Origin of the sequence: Streptomyces sp. CB02400 (assembly GCF_001905725.1) — a bacterium.
Taxonomy (GTDB): Bacteria; Actinomycetota; Actinomycetes; order Streptomycetales; family Streptomycetaceae; genus Streptomyces; species Streptomyces atrovirens.
Map to the genome: position 1 here is coordinate 214,209 of NZ_LIWB01000003.1, position 16,237 is coordinate 230,445.

At 73.1% G+C, this 16,237-nt stretch carries 12 protein-coding genes; 2 read left to right on the forward strand and 10 right to left on the reverse strand.

The annotated features are described in order from the left end of the window. Positions 1 to 25 precede the first annotated feature (25 nt). The gene (locus AMK33_RS09085; protein ID WP_073932266.1) at positions 26 to 826 is read left to right on the forward strand and encodes a MerR family transcriptional regulator; all 801 of its coding nucleotides are present in this window, start codon (positions 26 to 28) and stop codon (positions 824 to 826) included. Then, entirely contained in the window at positions 823 to 2,037 is a 1,215-nt protein-coding gene (locus AMK33_RS09090) for a glycosyltransferase (RefSeq protein WP_073932267.1), read from the forward strand. Before AMK33_RS09085 ends, AMK33_RS09090 begins: the two co-directional genes overlap by 4 nt. 179 nt (positions 2,038 to 2,216) lie before the next feature. Here the strand turns inward: AMK33_RS09090 and AMK33_RS09095 are convergent, their stop codons facing one another. The 10 genes from AMK33_RS09095 to AMK33_RS09140 form a co-directional block, all read right to left on the reverse strand. Next, positions 2,217 to 2,939 carry a glycoside hydrolase family 11 protein gene (locus AMK33_RS09095; RefSeq protein WP_073932268.1) on the reverse strand — a complete coding sequence of 241 codons (723 nt, stop codon included), beginning with the start codon at positions 2,937 to 2,939 and terminating at the stop codon, positions 2,217 to 2,219. A 609-nt stretch (positions 2,940 to 3,548) separates the two neighbouring features. Continuing rightward, entirely contained in the window at positions 3,549 to 4,733 is a 1,185-nt protein-coding gene (locus AMK33_RS09100) for a glycosyltransferase (protein WP_073932269.1), read from the reverse strand. Continuing rightward, entirely contained in the window at positions 4,730 to 6,130 is a 1,401-nt protein-coding gene (locus tag AMK33_RS09105) for an MATE family efflux transporter (RefSeq protein ID WP_073932270.1), read from the reverse strand. The genes AMK33_RS09100 and AMK33_RS09105 overlap by 4 nt, the downstream gene beginning before the upstream one ends. 1 nt (position 6,131) lies before the next feature. Then, entirely contained in the window at positions 6,132 to 9,719 is a 3,588-nt protein-coding gene (locus AMK33_RS09110) for an SDR family NAD(P)-dependent oxidoreductase (RefSeq protein ID WP_073932271.1), read from the reverse strand. Continuing rightward, the gene (locus AMK33_RS09115; RefSeq protein ID WP_073932272.1) at positions 9,716 to 10,570 is read right to left on the reverse strand and encodes an ACP S-malonyltransferase; all 855 of its coding nucleotides are present in this window, start codon (positions 10,568 to 10,570) and stop codon (positions 9,716 to 9,718) included. The genes AMK33_RS09110 and AMK33_RS09115 overlap by 4 nt, the downstream gene beginning before the upstream one ends. An 18-nt stretch (positions 10,571 to 10,588) precedes the next feature. Next, positions 10,589 to 11,629 (reverse strand): ACP S-malonyltransferase, encoded by a 1,041-nt coding sequence (locus AMK33_RS09120; protein ID WP_143203813.1) that lies wholly within the window; start codon positions 11,627 to 11,629, stop codon positions 10,589 to 10,591. A gap of 22 nt (positions 11,630 to 11,651) precedes the next feature. Continuing rightward, positions 11,652 to 12,857 (reverse strand): hypothetical protein, encoded by a 1,206-nt coding sequence (locus AMK33_RS09125; RefSeq protein WP_143203814.1) that lies wholly within the window; start codon positions 12,855 to 12,857, stop codon positions 11,652 to 11,654. A gap of 557 nt (positions 12,858 to 13,414) precedes the next feature. Continuing rightward, the gene (locus AMK33_RS44885) at positions 13,415 to 13,687 is read right to left on the reverse strand and encodes a hypothetical protein (RefSeq protein WP_073932275.1); all 273 of its coding nucleotides are present in this window, start codon (positions 13,685 to 13,687) and stop codon (positions 13,415 to 13,417) included. Positions 13,688 to 13,888: 201 nt separating this feature from the next. Next, the gene (locus AMK33_RS09135) at positions 13,889 to 15,160 is read right to left on the reverse strand and encodes a phosphatase PAP2 family protein (protein ID WP_073932276.1); all 1,272 of its coding nucleotides are present in this window, start codon (positions 15,158 to 15,160) and stop codon (positions 13,889 to 13,891) included. A 137-nt stretch (positions 15,161 to 15,297) separates the two neighbouring features. Continuing rightward, a complete protein-coding gene (locus tag AMK33_RS09140) occupies positions 15,298 to 16,230 on the reverse strand; it encodes a LysR family transcriptional regulator (protein ID WP_073932277.1) in 933 nt (310 codons plus the stop codon). Positions 16,231 to 16,237: the final 7 nt, after the last annotated feature.

Consider the following 16,237-nt stretch of genomic DNA (forward strand, 5'->3'; position numbering starts at 1 on the left):
TGTGTACCGGCGAAAGGGCAGGTGGATGAGCTACTCCGTGGGGCAGGTCGCGGCCATGGCCGGTGTGACGGTGCGGACGCTGCACCACTACGACAAGGCGGGACTGCTCTCACCCGGCGAGCGCAGCCACGCCGGTTACCGGCTCTACAGTGAGGCCGACCTGGTCCGTCTCCAGCAGATCCTCTTCTACCGTGAGCTCGGCTTCCCGCTTGAGGAGATCGCCGCGATCTTCGAGGATCCGCAGGCCAACGCCCTGGAGCGGCTGCTTGCCCGGCAGCGGCAGCTGAACCAGGAGATCGCCAGACTGCAGCGGCTGGCCAAGGTGGCGGAACGGGCGATAGAGGTCCAGAAGACCGGGGTGCCCCTGACACCCGAGGAACGCTCCGAGGTCTTCGGTGAGGTCGCCTTCGACCTGAGCTATGCCACCGAGGCAGAGCTGAAGTGGGCGCACTCGCAAGGACAGCGCGAGGCGATGGCGCGCGCGACCGCCCACACCAAGGAGGACTGGCGCCGGCTCATGGGCGAGGCCGCTGCCTGGCGCGCGGAGTTGCTCGCGGCCTTCGACGAGGGGGAGCCGAGCGATGGCGAGCGGGCCATGGACCTCGCCGAGGAACACCGCTTGCACATCACACGCTGGTTCACCTCCTGCCCGCCCGACATGCACCGGCGCATCGCGGACGATTTCGTCGCCGACTCGCGCGCGTTCGCTCTGGTCGTTCCGCCCTCGCAGCAACGGCCGGGCCTGGCCGCCTACACGCGTGACGCCGTCTACGCCAACGCGGCCCGTCACGTAGGTGACGGCACCGATTCCGGGGAGGACCGATGAGGATCATGATCGCCGCGGCCGGATCGCGCGGCGACGTCGCGCCCTACACCGGCCTGGGCGCCGAACTGCGCCGGGCCGGGTACGACGTCGCCCTCGCCGCCACCGACACCTTCGCGCCCCTCGCACGCGACGCGGGGCTGGAATTCCGCAGCCTGCCCGCCGACACACGCATGCGCGGCGGCGGCACCGGCAGGCGTGAACTGATGCGCACCGCCGCCGCGTTCATCACCGAACTGGGTCAGGGCTTCGCCGACATGGTGGACAAAGGCACGGACCTGCTCCTGCTGTCGACCACCACGGCCCCGCTCGGCTGGCACCTCGCCGAGGCCACAGGCACACCGAGCCTCGGCGTGTACCTCCAGCCCACCGCGCCGACAGGCGACTTCCCACCCGTCGTGACCGGTTCTCGCTCACTGGGCCGACTCGCCAACCGGGCAACCGGACGCTTCGCACTGCGGATGGCCGACCGCGTCTACGAACAGGCGGTCGCACAGCTGCGCCACCGCCTCCAGCTGCCCCCGGCCTCCCCCTCCGAGACGCGCCGACGACAGGAACAGGCGAACTGGCCCATCCTGCACGGCTTCAGCACGGCCCTGGTGCCCCGTCCCTCCGACTGGCGCCCCGGCCTGGAGGTCGTGGGCAACTGGTGGCCCCATCACGATCCGGCCGAGCGGCTGCCGTCCGGCCTCGAGGACTTCCTGTCCGCCGGACCCCGGCCCGTCCTCGTCGGCTTCGGGAGCATGGCGTCCGGCGACGGGGAACGGCTGAGCGAGATCGCTGTGCGAGCCCTGCGCCGTGCCGGGCTGCGCGGCATCCTCCAGGCCGGCAGCGCCGGACTCACCGCCGACGGGGACGACGTGCTCACCATCGGGGACGTACCGCACGCCCTGCTGTTTCCACGGCTGGCCGCGGTGGTCCACCATGGCGGGGCCGGCACCTCCGCCGCCGCGCTGCGTGCCGGAGTGCCCGCGGTCCCCGTGCCGGTCACCGCGGACCAGCCGTTCTGGGCGAGGCGACTCGCCGCCCTCGGAGCCGCCACCGCCCCCATCCCCTTCCGGTCCCTCACCGCCGAACGGCTGGCCGACTCCCTCGGCCAAGCGGTGAAGCAGCAGGCACACAGCCGAGCCGCCGCAAGAGCGTCACAACATCTGGCGACCGAGAACGGAGCACGGCAGACACTCGACGCCGTCCGGCGACTGACCGAGGGATGACACCCCGGGCTTCCGGACCGCCCGACGCCGGCGGGCAGGAACCGGCGGTGCCGGGCGACCTACCGTACGCGCAGCTCACGAGGGAGGCCGACCCGTTCAGGGTCGACCCCCCTTGCCGCGGCGGTGCTGACCTGTGAGCACCTCTCAGCACCTCTTGCCGCCCGTGCGCCGGACGGATGTCAGCCGCTGACGGTGATGTTCGAGCTGCCGCTGCTCTGGTAGCCCTCGGTCGCCATGACCATGTAGTACCTGAACTGGCCGAGGTTCATGCCCGCGCGGGCCCAGGCGTCGAAGTGGTTGCCGGTGGTGATGGTGCCGGAGCCGCTGGTCACCTTCGACTGGCGGACGCTCCAGTACTGGTCGAAGGTGCGGGTGCCCTCGACGGAGGGGGCGTTGTACCGCGTCGTCTTGTAGATGTCGTACGTGCCGCCGTCGCTGCGGACGGTGCCCCTGTGCTCGCCGGTGGGCCGGTAGCTGCCCCAGTTGTCGACGATGTAGTACTCGACCAGCGGGTTCGAGGTCCAGCCGTAGAGACAGCCGTAGCCGTTGCCCGACGGGTTGAAGTACCCGGTGTAACGGACCGTCCTGCGCCCGCCGTTGGCCCAGCCCTTGCCCGCGACGAAGTTGCCGCAGTTGGTCCACCTGGTGCTGTAGCTGCCGCCGCCGTTGAGGGTCATGGAGACCGAGCCGCCGCCGTCGGTCCAGAACGTGTAGTACATCCCGTCGGTACCGGTCTGGTTGGTGGTGATGGTGGTGGCGGCGTGGGCGGTGCCGGGCAGCAGGAGCCCGGACGCGGTGGCCAGCGTGGCGGCGCCGGCGCCACCGAGGAAGCCCCGACGGCTCAGGCCGGGGGGAATGATCGCCTGCTGGGTCTGGTCCTGCTGCGTGCCGTCCTGGTGCATGCTGTTTCCTTCCGATCAAGGCAGGTGGGGGCCGCGCGGCCTTCTGCCGCCCGGCGGCCTTGCATGGAACGCGGCGGGGGGCGCCCACCGTTGTGCGGTACCGAGCGACCAGGCCCTCGTCGCGGGACGCGAGGGGAACGCGGTCTTCTGCTTCGGCGGCCTCAGTTTTCTGAGAGCTTCATGTTCCTGTCAATACTTTCGGCGTTCTTTCGGAAACATGTTCGCGCTCGAAGAGATGCTTGATGAATGCGTCTTACCTGTTCAAGTCGCCGATACCGTGAATCGACGGGCAGGGTGGAGAAGGGTTCGAGTGGGGATGGGGCGCAAGCGCGTGAGGTCGATCCGAAAGTTTCGAAGGTGAGGGGGAAGCTCCGGCGCTCCGTCGGCGTGCCGGCGTCGGCAGGTGGCGGCGTTGTCGTGGACGGTTCCGCTTCCGTAGTTCCGTCAGACGGAGACCCCGAGGTCTCGACGGGAGCGGATGTCCCGGAGACACGCCATCGGCGTGCCGTTCCACCGGGACATCCGCTCCCGTCGACGTCCTGGAGCCGGATTCGCCGACCGCATCCCTGAAGGGGCGGGCCCCACCGCCGTGCCCGTGCCGCCCCGGTGCTAACCCGCGACCGCCCGCAGGGCCGCCTCCCGCACACGGGCGGTCGCGTGTTCGGGCAGGTACCGGCCGGCGTGCAGCCGGCTCGCGGCGATGGTCGTCGCGTCCCTGCGGGCCCGGTCGGTGAGCAGGTCCGCGCAGTGCCGGGCCAGGTCCTCGGCGGTGTCGGCGAGGGCCAGGTGCTCACCGGGGACCACGTCGAGGCCCTCGGCGCCGATCGTGGTGCTGACCACCGGCACGCCGTGCGCGAACGCCTCGAGGATCTTGATGCGGGTGCCGCTGCCCACGCGCAGCGGGACCACGACCAGGTCGGCGGCGCGCAGGTGGGGCGCCATGCTCGGGACCGCGCCGGTGACCTCGACGTGCGGGCCCGCCAGCGCGGCGACGTCCGGGGTGGACGCGCCCACCAGCACGACCGTCGCGTCCGGCACCCGCTCGCGGATCAGCGGCAGGATCTCACCGGTCAGCCAGGCGGCGGCGTCCGCGTTGGGCGCCCAGTCGAAGGAACCCTGGAACAGGATGGTCGCGCCGCGGCCGGTGCGCGGCGGCCCCGGCGGGCGGGCGGGGTAGGTGTTCGGCACCACCACCGTCCGCCCCGTGCCCAGCCGGGCGGCGTCGGGGGCGCAGGCGACCACGGCCACGTCCGCCTCCCGCGCCACCCGCCGGTGGACGCGGCCCCACCAGGCGATCGAACGCCGTGCCTGCACGCGCTGCCACGGCGTCAGCGGCACGCCCCACACGCCCTGACCGAGCCGCGACCAGCGGCGGATCAGCACGTCCTCGAAGTCGTCCACGTCGACGACGGTGCGGCCGGTGAACCGTCCGCGCAGCGGCAGCCAGGCGCGTTCCCGGTTGAACCACACCAGGTCGTAGCGGGTGCCGGTCGACCAGCCGGGCAGGACGGGCGCGAGCGTGCGCCGCTGGTGACCGGCGTAGGCGGCGGACGGCCCGCGCGCGGCGATCTCCAGGAAGGCGCGGGCGCCCGTGTACGGCGGTACGGCGGCGACCCCGGTGCGGGCGAAGCGGACGGTCTCGTCCGGCGGCGGTACGGTGTCCGGCGGCGCGAGGAAGAGCGCGTCCACGGGACCCAGTGCGGCCAGCGCCCCGGTGACCAGGTCCATCCGCTGCACCGCGCCGCCGGCGGGGCGGCGGGGCAGGACGTCGCTGACGAACAACGACCGGATCACCGGACGGCCCTCCCGTCCGGCCGCGCCACCGGGCCGGCGTCCCCGTCGGGGCCGGCCCGCGGCGCGGTCACCGCGTGCCGGGTGGCCAGCAGCGTGTAGCCCAGTCCCACGGCCCAGCCGATCACCGTCGCCCACATGATGCCGTCGACCCCCCACGCGTGGCCCAGCGCGTACGACAACGGCAGCCGGACCGCGCCCAGCGACGCCACCGTGCAGATCAGCGGCACGACGGTGCGGGCGATGCCGTTGAACCAGCCGTGCAGCACGACCGTCAGCGTGTAGCACAGGAAGAACGGCGCCGTGATGAGGATGTACCGCTCGGTCACCAGCCGGGTCTCGGCGCTGCCGGAGAACAGCGCGGCGATCGGCCCGCGTCCGACGAGCAGCAGCAGGGACACCGCCGCGGTGAGCGCGACGCCCAGCCACACGGAGCGACGGACCCCCTCGCGGACCCGCGCGGCCCGGCCGGCGCCGGTGTTCTGCGCGGTGAACACCATCAGCGCGCCGGACAGGTTGAGGAAGAGCACGCTGGTCAGCAGCTCCAGCCGGGCGACGACGGTCAGCGCCGCGAGGGCCTCCTCGCCGAACGGCGTGATGATCCACACCAGCACCAGCACGCCGACGCCGATCAGCAGGTACTGCACGGCCATCGGGGTGCCGATCCGCAGACCGCGCCGCACCTCGGCGCGCACCGAGGCGGCCGTGACCGCGGTCGGCCCGGCTGTCCCGTCCGCCCCGGCCGGCCGCGGCCGGCGCTGCTCGCGCACCAGGCGGGTCAGGCCGACCACCGCGGTCAGCGCGTTGGAGGCCACCACGGCCAGCGCCGCACCCGCCATCCCGAGCCGCCAGGGACCCACGAACAGCCAGGCGAACACCGCGTTCAGCACGCTCGCGGCGATCATCAAGGCGGTGGCCCGGCGGACGTCGCCACGGCCGGTCAGCACCGCGCACACCGCGCCGAGCGCGTAGACCGCGACCATGCCCGAGCACAGCGTCACCACGAAGGCGCGGGCCTCGGCGGCGACCTCGCCGGTCACGCCCGTCAGCGCCAGCAGCGGCTCCGCGGCCAGGACCGCGACCGCGGCGCAGAGCGCCGACCACACCGCGGTGCAGGCCGCCAGCGCCAGCAGCGCGCTCGGATCGTCGCGCCGCCCGGCGCCGGCGAGGTGCCCGAGCCGTACGGTGAACGCGCCGGAGACACCGGTGAACAGCGAGGTCAGGATCGCGTACAGCGGCTGTGCCGCGCCCAGCGCGGCCAGCCCGGTGACGCCCACGTACCGGCCGACGACCGCGCTGTCGACCAGCAGGTAGCCCTGCTGGAGCAGATTGGCCAGGGCCAGCGGGGCCGCGATGCCGACGATGCCGGTCAGGACCGGGCCCCGCGTCAGGTCCGGCACGTCAGTCTCCGGGCGCGGTCAGCAGCTCGTCGAGCCACGCGTCGTCGTCGCCGTCGTCGTCGTCCGGCGTGCCCGTGTCGTACTTGTTCTCGATGAGCCGGGCGACGGCGGCCACGGTGCGCTCGCTCATCAGGTCGACGGCGTCGAACTGACGGCCCAGGCAGGCGGAGATGCTGTTGCCGACGGTCAGCGCCATGATCGAGTCGGCGCCCAGGTCCCGGAAGTCGGCGTGGACGTCGATCACCGGGTGACCGAGGGTGTGCGCCAGGCAGCGGCCCACCATCCGTTCCCGGTCGGTGTACCCGTCGTCCGGACGCCCGGTGAGCCGCACCTCGGTGGACTCCACGGCCTCGCGTACGCGGGCGAGGCTCTGCCTGGACCGCTCCTCGAGCGCCGCCAGCCCCGTCTCGATCTTGCCCTCGATGTCCGCGGACAGGGCGACGTGGTACGTCGGCAGTACGCTCATCAGGTCGCTGCCGTAGTTGATCTCACCGGCGAAGAACCCCGTCCGGTCCCCGCGCAGCGCCGCGTCGATCAGGCCGAGGCCGGTACGGGTGCGCAGCGACCGGAACACCAGGTCCTCGCTGACGCCGGTGGCGACCGCCATGCCGACCTCCCGCCAGGCCACCCAGTCGACGCTGACCACGCGGTGCTCCGGTGTGTTCAGCGTGCGGGCCAGGTGGTCCAGGTAGAAGTTGGCGGCCGCGTAGTCGGCCTGCCCGAGGGCCGGGAACACCGCGGCCACCGAGGACATGTGCAGCACGAAGTCGGGCCGGTCGTCCCGGGTCAGGTGGTGCAGCAGGAACGCGCCGCGCAGCTTCGGCCGCAGGACGGACGCGAACCCGTCGGCGTCCCGGTACGCGATGAGGTTGTCGCCGGGCACGCCGGCGGCGTGCACGATGCCGTCCACCCGGCCGTGCGCGGCGCGGATCGTGGCCAGCACGTCCGCCAGCGCGGCCTCGTCGGCGACGTCGGCGGCCACCGGGTGCACGCCGGCGCCGAGCGCGGCGATCTCGCGGACCGCCGTGACGCGCGCCGCGGCGGGGTGCTGCGGGTCGGCGGCGACCGCGTCCCACTCGGCCTCGGGCGGCAGGGCGGTGCGGCCGAGGAGGTACAGGTGGACGCCGGGGGCGCCGGCCGCGAAGTGCCGGGCCGTCTCCAGGCCGATGCCGCCGAGACCGCCGGTGATCAGGTACGCGCCGCCGGGCCGCAGGTACGCGTCGCGGACCGCCGGGATCTCCGGCAGCTCGGCGAAGGACTCGCGGTACTTGTCCGTGCCGCGCAGCGCGTACACGCCGGCCTGCGCGGCGAGGATCTCCGTGCGCAGCAGCGCGGCCGGCACCGCGTCGTCGACGTCGAGCAGCCGGACGGTCACGTACGGGTACTCCCGGCCGATCGCCTTGGCCAGTCCGGCGAGCGCCGCGTGTTCCGCGACCGCACCCGTCTCGCCGGGCACGACCGCCAGCGCCCGCCGGGTCAGCACCACGAGGTCGACCGCCGCGCTCGCGTGCATCAGCGCCTTCGCCAGCCGGAAGAGGCCGGTCAGGTGCTCGTCGACGCGGCGGTCCAGTTCCGCGGGACCGTCCGCCGGTTCGGCGTCGAAGGCGAGCGCGTACACCAGGTGGGTGTAGCCCTCGTCGACGAGCTCCTCGGCGAGCCGGTCCGGGTCGGCGTCCGCGGCGCCCGGCGTGCGCAGCACCGCGTCCGGCGGCAGGGCGGCGGCCACGGTGCCGGCCGCGTCCGGACCCACCAGCGCCATCACGCGGGCCGACGGGTCGCCGGACCCGGCGAGCGGCGCCGGCGCGAATCCCACCTCGTGCGTCAGCGGGTGCTCGGTCCGCGGCGCGGCCAGCGCGAACCGGTCGCGCCAGGTGTCGGGGAAGTCGACCCAGGCGCGGGTCTCGTCGAACTCGTACGGCGGCAGGTGCACGGTCCGCGGACCCGGCCCGTGGTACTGCGCCCGCAGGTCGAGGTCGGCGCCGGCGGTCCAGGCGCGGGCGGCGTCGGTGCCGGCGGCGTCCGGCACCTCGCCGGCCTCGGTGGCCGCCAGCGCCGCCCGCAGCGCGGCCAGGTCGGCGACCGTGTAGGCGAGCCGGTGCCGGTGTCCGGCGCGGGAGACGTTCGACGTCCAGCACACGTCCCGGACGCTCCCGTCGATCCGGCCGTCGTCGATCGCCTCGCGGTAGCGGGTGACCAGCCGGCCGAGCGACGCCGGGCTCTGCGCGCTGAGCGTGAACAGGTAGGGCGGCCGGCCCTCGCCGGACTGGGCCGGCGCCGCGGTGAACTCCTCCAGCACGACGTGCGCGTTGGTCCCGCCGAGGCCGAAGGCGCTGACCCCGGCGCGGCGGGGCCCGTCCCCTTCCGGCCACGCGTGTGCTTCCCGCGGTACGTACACCGGGCCGTCGTCGAGGTCGATCGCGGTGTTCGGCCGTTCGTAGTTGGCCAGGGGCGGGATCACGCGGTGCCGCAGCGCGAGCGCGGCCTTGATCACGCCCATCACGCCCGAGCCCTCGAAGAGGTGGCCGATGTTCGCCTTCACCGTGCCCACAGCGCAGAAGCGCCGGTCGTCGGTCCGGGCGGCGAACGCCCGCCGCAGCCCCTCGAACTCGATCGGGTCGCCGACCTTGGTGGCGGTGCCGTGCACCTCCAGGTAGCCGATCGTGCGGGGATCCACGCCCGCGTCCCGCCACGCGGCCTCCAGCAGGTCGGCCTGGGCGCGGGAGTCCGGCGCGGTCATCATCTCGGACCTGCCGTCGTGGTTGACCGCGCTGCCCTTGACGACCGCGTACACCTGGTCGCCGTCGGCCAGCGCCCGGTCCAGCCGCTTGAGCACGACCGCCCCGGACCCCTCGCCGAAGCCGGTGCCGTCCGCGCCCTCGTCGAACGTACGGGTCACGCCGTCGGACGACTCGATGCCGATCCGGGTGTGCGGGTGCCGCACCGGCGCCATCACGATCCGGGTGCCGGCGACCACGGCCATCTCGCAGTCGCCCAGCAGCAGCGCGGACCTGGCCTGGTGCAGCGCCAGCAGCGACGCCGAGCAGGCACTGTCGATCACCATGCTGGGGCCGCGCAGGTCGAGCAGGTACGAGAGCCGGTTGGCCAGCATCGTGACGATGTTGCCGGTGATGCCGAGCTGTCCCAGCGCGGGGTCGATGCGGCAGAAGTAGTCCAGGTACGACCCGCCGGGGTTGCCGGCGTAGCCGACGTACACGCCGGTGCGGCTGCCGGCCAGCCGCTCGCCGGTGTAGCCGGCGTCCTCCAGCGCGCGGTACATCGTGCGCAGGACCAGCCGCTGGTGCGGGTCGGTGACCGCGGCCTGCTTCGGGGTCATGCCGAAGAAGGCGTGGTCGAACAGGTCCACCCGGTCCAGGAAGCTGCCGTCGTGGAACTCGACCCGCTCCTCGGCGTCCGGCACCAGCGCCGACTCCCAGTGGTAGCGCAGGTACTCCTCGATCTCCCGGCGCCGGTGCGCCGGGAACGGCCGGGTGAGGCTGCGGCCGGTGCGGACGATGTCCCAGAACGCGTGCTGGTCCGGTGCGTCCGGCACTTCGACGGACAGTCCGACGACAGCGATGTCCGTGGTCATACGAGTTCCTCCGTCGGCTGTGCGGCGATCCGTGCGATGAAGGCGGTGAGGGTGGTGCCGTTGACCTCGTCGAAGTGGTCGACGCCGGCCGCGCGCAGGGCCCGGACCGTGCGCACCCACTCCACCGGGCGGTGGATCTGCCCGCTGAGCAGCCGGACCGCCTGGTCCGGGGCGAACTCCGTGCCGGTGACGCTGGACATCACCGGCGTGTGCCCGGCGCGGAATTCGTACTCGCGCAGGACCGTCGCGAACGCCCGGCCGGCCGAGGCCATGAGGGGCGTGTGGAACGGGCCGCTGACGGACACCGGCAGGACCCGGGCGCCCTGGCCGCGCAGTGCCTTGACCGCGAGCGCCAGCTGCGGCCGGTCCCCGGCCACCGTCACCTGCCGGTCGCTGTTGCGGTTGGCGACGTGCACCAGGTTGAGCCCGGCGCCGTGCAGGGTCGCCTCGACCCGCGCCGGGCTCGGCCCGACCACCGCGACCATCGCGCCGCGGGTGACGCCGGCCATCAGCTCGGCGCGGCGCCGGACCAGCGCCAGGCCGTCCATCAGGTCGATGACGCCGGCGGCCACCAGCGCGTTGAGCTCGCCCAGGCTGTGCCCGGCGAAGTAGCCGTACCGCCGGCCGGCGCGTTCGAGGTCCATCCAGGACAGCGCGTTGACGAGGAAGACGGCCGGCTGCGCGTAGCGGGTGTCGGCGAGCCGGTCGTCGGGGTCGTCGCGGCACAGGTCCGCCACGGAGTAGCCGAGTAACTCGGTCGCGGCCGCGGTCTCCCGCGGATATCGCTCGAACAGTTCCCCTCCCATCCCTCTGCGCTGTACGCCTTGGCCGGGGAAGACCAGACAGTGCATGCGTGGACGCTCCTTCACTCAAGCGGTCGGTGCGGGGACGCTGCGGTAGCGCAGGCCGTGGTGGCCGCCGCGCAGGGTCTCCCGGGTGAACACCCGGGCCGACGGGCCCGGTCCGAAGTCGACGATCTGGTCGGGCCGGCAGTCCTCGATCGCGGCGCGGACCGTGCCGGGCCAGTCCAGCGGGCGGCACACCGCGTGGGCGAGGACGTCCGGCAACAGGTCACCGCGGTGCTGGAGGTTGACCGGCGCGTCGGCGACGTACACCGGTACGGCCAGCCGGTCGCCGGTGAGCGGGAACGTCATGAAGTGCCGCTCCTCCAGCGTCGCGCGCACCGCCGGCTCCAGGAGCGGAGTGTGGAACGGCGCGGTGCTGCGCAGGTGGGTCCACCGCACCCCCGGCTCGGCCAGTCGCCGCGCGTGCCTCGCCCGGAAGCCGGCGAGGTCGGCCGGGTCCCCGGCCAGCACGTGCGAGCGGCCGGAGTTCGCGAGGGCCAGGTGCACCGGGGAGTCCGTCACCAGCGCGCGCAGCTCCTCGGCCGGCACGCCCGTCACGGCCGCCATCGGTGTGGCCGCACCCTTCCGCGGCGGTGTCAGCTGATGGCAGCGGATCAGCGTCAGCGCGGTCATCGCGATCACGTCGTGGCAGAGCGCCGTGTACTGCCGGCGGTCGGTCACCCTCAGTCCCGCGACCATCGCGCCGATCAGGCCCAGGCTGTGGCCGATGGCGGCCACCGGCGCGGACCGGTCGCCGTCCGCGCGGCCGACGGCGGGTTGCAGCAGGCACAGTTGGTAGATGTGGGCGCACAGACCGTCCACGATGGAGTGTTCCAGGGCGCCCGCGTCCGGTGGGTCGCCGCGCAGCCAGGCGGTCAGCGGGATGCCGCCGGGCAGCTCCCGGCGGCAGGTGTCCGGGCCGACGTGGTCGAGCACGCGCGCCACCGCCTCGGCCGCGGCGGTGAAGTATCGCGCGTTCTCCGGCCGCGCGTACAGCGCCCGCAGTGCGGCGAGCGGCGGGCCCTGCACGCCCGCCATGCCGCTGAACAGGTATAACCGTCGCACTTCTCTTCCCCGTGTGAGGCGATTACCGGCCACTGGCCGGGACCGGCAGGATCTGCGGGAGGGCGGCCGCCTCGTCGACGAGGAGCCGCGCCGCCCGCTGTTCGTGCAGTCGCAGCTGCGTGAGGCCGCGGCGGATCCGGTCCGCCGGCAGGGCGGGCAGCCCGGCCTGGAAGGCGGTGACCCGGTCCGACAGCACGGTGGCCAGTTGCGCGACGCGGGCGTAGGCGGCGCGGACCCGCTCGCTGTGCTCGGTGAGCGCCAGGAACCGGCAGAACAGGGTCCGCGAACCGGCCAGCAGCGCCATGCTGTTGACGCCGGGCGCGCGATAGGTGGCGGCGACCGACGTGCGTTCCACGACGAGGTTGTCACCGATGACGTCGTAGAGCTCGAAGCCGTCGCGGAAGCCGGCCAGGAACGCGCGGTAGGCGTCCTCGAACCCGTCCCGGTCGGGCTCGGCCACCTGCCGGACGGTGGCGCAGCCGGTGAACCAGCGTTCGGGTTCCCGGGCGTAGCCGTCGCGCAGCACGTCCCATCCCACGGTCAGCGGGAAGTACTCGTGGTCGTCGGCGGTGTTGTCGACCAGCAGGACGTCGGTGCCGCTCGCCCCGCAGACGAGGAACGAGTGCAGGAGCCGGTACTCCTCGGGGAGCGTGCCGGCCCGGCGCATGAACTCCACCCAGTGGGGGAAGTGGTGCCGGGGCGCGTAGAAGAACACCGGCTGTCCCGCGGCGAGGAGGTCGGTCAGGCCGGACTCGAAGCGGGCCAGGTCCACGGTCCCGGCCGAGAGCACCTCGAACCCGAGCAGGCGCAGGTCGTCGTCGTTCACGTACGGAGTGTCGAACGCCCAGCGGTCCCCGCCGCGCAGGTGGCAGTGGCGGTGGACGGCCGAAGTGGAGCCCAGGGCCCGGTACATCAGAAGGTCGGACCAGGGGGTGCGGCCGCCGACATACGCGAGGAGCTGGGTCTTGCGGCAGTGCAGGTGGTTGTTGGGGTCCCGGGTGCGGATCCGGTCCAGGCCCGGTAACTCGATCATCTGGTCGACGGACAACAGCGTAAACCTCCGTTCGGCGACGCCTTCGCCGCGGATGCCGGAGCGAGGAGTGCCGTACTCCGGCGGGTTCGATCCGTCACGCGGGACGGCGGCGCCGTGGTGGGCGATGGGCTCAGTTGGGCCGTGCACGACGATGTGCGGATGCCCTTCGCGGCGCGCGCCGGGGATTCCCGCCATTGGGCGATCTCCGGCGAGGCGCGCGGAAACAACGAGCAGACGGGTCCTGCGGGACCCGGTAGGCGAAACATTCGAGGTCGATGCGGATGACATTCGACTGTTCGCCTGGCATTCAGCATCATGCCAGTCCCCCCGGTACCGGTCAATAAAAGTCATATGATTTGGCTTGTACCGGAGTTGAGCCCAGGTCAACCTGGTGGAGATGTCGATGCGGGTGCCGCGCCGGAGGGTGAGGGATGGCCATCTCCCCGGACGTGCGCCCGGGTGGAGCGGGAACTCGCGCGCCGTTTCAATCGAAAGTTTTGTTGGTCCTTACGAATGTGTCGAGTCGTCCTCGGTTCCACCGAGCCGCAGGCGCTCTCCGTCCGGTCGGCCACCTGACGGACGGCCCGCTCCACGAGGGCCGAGCGGCCCGGTCGGAAACAGAGAAGCCAGGACGTGGATTCCGGGGCCGGGGTCCTCCCCGTACAGGGCGTCGAACGTGCCGTACTGGACCGGGACGCGGAGTTCGTCGGCGGACGTCGCGAGAGGTACGGCGAGTTCGGGGAGGCCGTGGGTCAACCGGCCCCGGCTGCCGCCCGCTTCGACGTCGTGCGGGGAGCACTGGAGGAACGGCCGTACTTCGTCGGTTCGACGCCCTCGCTCGGCGCGGTGCCGTCCGGGTCCAGGCACAGGATGAAGTCCCGGATGACGAGGGCGGGGTCGGTCGCCGGGGACGGCCGGTCGCCGCGTGCCACCTGCTCCGCCGGCGCCGGCGCGGTCACGGCGCCGACCGGTTCGTCGGGGTGCGGGCGGGCGACCACCAGGACGTGGCGCGGCCCGTGTCCCACGGACGGCGTCCGGATCGGGCGGCCCGCGCGGGACGTCCGATCCGGCGCAGGCGGCAGGTCTTTGGGAACCGGGCAGTCAGCCGTCGCGCCGACCCGGTGACCTCCGGGACCGTGAGGCAGCGGTCCGTCATGCGCGTCGGCGTTCGCTCACCGGGCCAGTGCTGTCGACGCCGACCGGTGTCCGACGTCACGTCACGCCGCTCAGGCGAGTTCCGGTTGTGGTTTCCGTTGCCGCTCCGGTGCGGTCGTCGCCTCCCACAGCGCGGTGGTGCGCGCATAGCCGTAGACCACCGAGGTCATCGCCAGGACGAGAAGGGGGCCGAACGCCCACGGGTACTCGGCCATCCGCTGCGGCAGCCAGCGGTACGACACCAGGAGCACGGTGAAGACCGTCGTGCCGTAGGCGACCAGCCAGGTGGCCGACCGGTCCCAGCCGCGTGCGAGCGAGCGCATCGCCGCCTCGATCGTGAGGGCGAACACCACACCGGCGACGAGGTCCACGCCGTAGTGGTAGCCGAAGCCCAGCGTCGCCGAGAGGGTGGCGACCAGCCAGAACGTGCCCGCGTACCGCATCGCCCGCGAGCCCTTGCGGGTATGGACGAAGAGGGTGACGGCCCACGCGGTGTGCAGGCTGGGCATGCAGTTGCGCGGGGTGATCTCGTCGAACGGGATCGGGTGCGGGGTGCCGATGGACGGCAGGGTGTCCGGCCACAGGTGCCCCACCGCCCACTGGCCGCCGTCGGCGCCGTAGGCGTAGACCGGCCCGACGACCGGGAAGATCATGTAGATGGCCGGTCCGAGCAGGCCGATGACCAGGAAGGTGCGCACCAGGTGGTGGGCCGGGAAGCGGCGCTCCACCGCCACGTGGCGCAGCTGGTACAGCCCGACGAGCGCCGCCGCCAGCGGGAGCTGGCCGTAGACCACGTGGAGAAGGAAGGGGCCGATCGGTTCCGTCGCCTCGACGATCCGGCCGGCCAGCCACGACGGGTCGCCCAGCGCGCGGTCGGCGAGCGCGACGTACGGGTCGAGCACCGTCGGGCGGGTCTTCGAGGTGATGAGCAGCCAGGTGTCGCCCGTCTTGTGGCCGGCCACCAGGAGCAGGCCGAGACCGGTGCCCTTCAGCAGCAGCAGGCGTTCCGGCCCGGTACGGCGGGTGACGGCGACGACCGCGATGCCCAGGACCACCCACAGCGCGCCGTTGCCGAAGTTCATCTCGGCGTCGGCCGCCCACCGCACCAGGAAGAAGACGACGTCGATGCCGATCGCCGCTGCCGCCGCGACGAGCCGCTGCCGCCAGGTGAGCACCACCATCGCCAGCGCGAGACCGGCGTACAGCAGCGGTCCCGAATCGGGGGCGAAGATCACCTCGCGTGCGTGGTGGGTGATCGGCCCCGGCAGGCCGTAGCGGCGCGCGGTGAATTCCAGCGCTATGAGGAATCCGAGGGTCGCGACACCCGCGGCCGCCCACAGCATCGCCCGCGGCTGACGTATGTGCGCCGGTATTCGGCTTGGTTCCGTTTTCACTGCCTGGTCTATGGGTGAAGATCGGGTGATCGTGTGATCGTCCTGAGTCCGCACATGCTAACGGCACCCTGTGGGCTCGATGTGGGTCAGGGCCGTCCTCGCCCGGACCGCGGCTGCCCCGTCGCCCGGCGGCACGCCTCCGCGTACCCCCGGACCAGGGGACGGGAGCCGTCCTCCACCCGCCAGGCCAGGACGTACCGGCTCGGGGAGAGGCCGTGGACCGGGCGGGTCGTGACGCCGCCGAGGGAGATCAGGGGGGCGTTGCCCGCGGCCACCAGGCAGATGCCGAGGCCGGCCACCAGGGCCTCGTAGGTCTCCTCCGTGCCGGCGATCTCCGCGCCGACGCGGGGCGGGCCGCCGGGGCGTTCGTCGAGGGCGAGCCAGTGGTCGCGCAGGACGCCCGCGCTCGGGGGCAACGCCAGGAACGGTTCGCCGGCGAGGTCCGCGAGCGTGAGGTCCGTACGGGCGGCCAGGGGGTGCGTCTCGGGGAGGGCGACCAGGCGCGGCTCCTCGGCGACCACCGTCCAGCCGTAGCGGCCGGCGTCGGGCAGCGGCAGCCAGACGAACGCCACGTCCGCCTCGCCGCCCGCGAGCCCCGCCGTCGGGTCCTCCCAGCCGACCTGCCGCAGCCGGACCGCGGCGTCCGGGTGCGCGGCGGTGAAGCGGGAGCGGATCGCCGGGAGCAGGCCACCGCGGCCGGGGCTGGTGCTCATGCCCACGACCAGCGTGCTGCGCTGGGCCGCCCGCGCCCGCTCCACCGCCGTGGCCGCCTCCTCCCAGCCCTCCAGTACGCGCCGGGCGTGCGGCAGCAGTGCCGTACCGGCGGTGGTGAGCGCCACGCCCCGCCGGTCGCGCCGGAACAGCTCGACGCCCAGTTGCCGCTCCAGCGCGCGTATCTGCTTGCTCAGCGCGGGCTGTGACACGTACATGCGCTCGGCCGCACGGGTGAAGTGCAGCTCCTCCGCCACGGCCAGGAAGTAGCGCAGATCCCGCAGGTGAACGTCCGTCCTCATAACCATCGGTTGT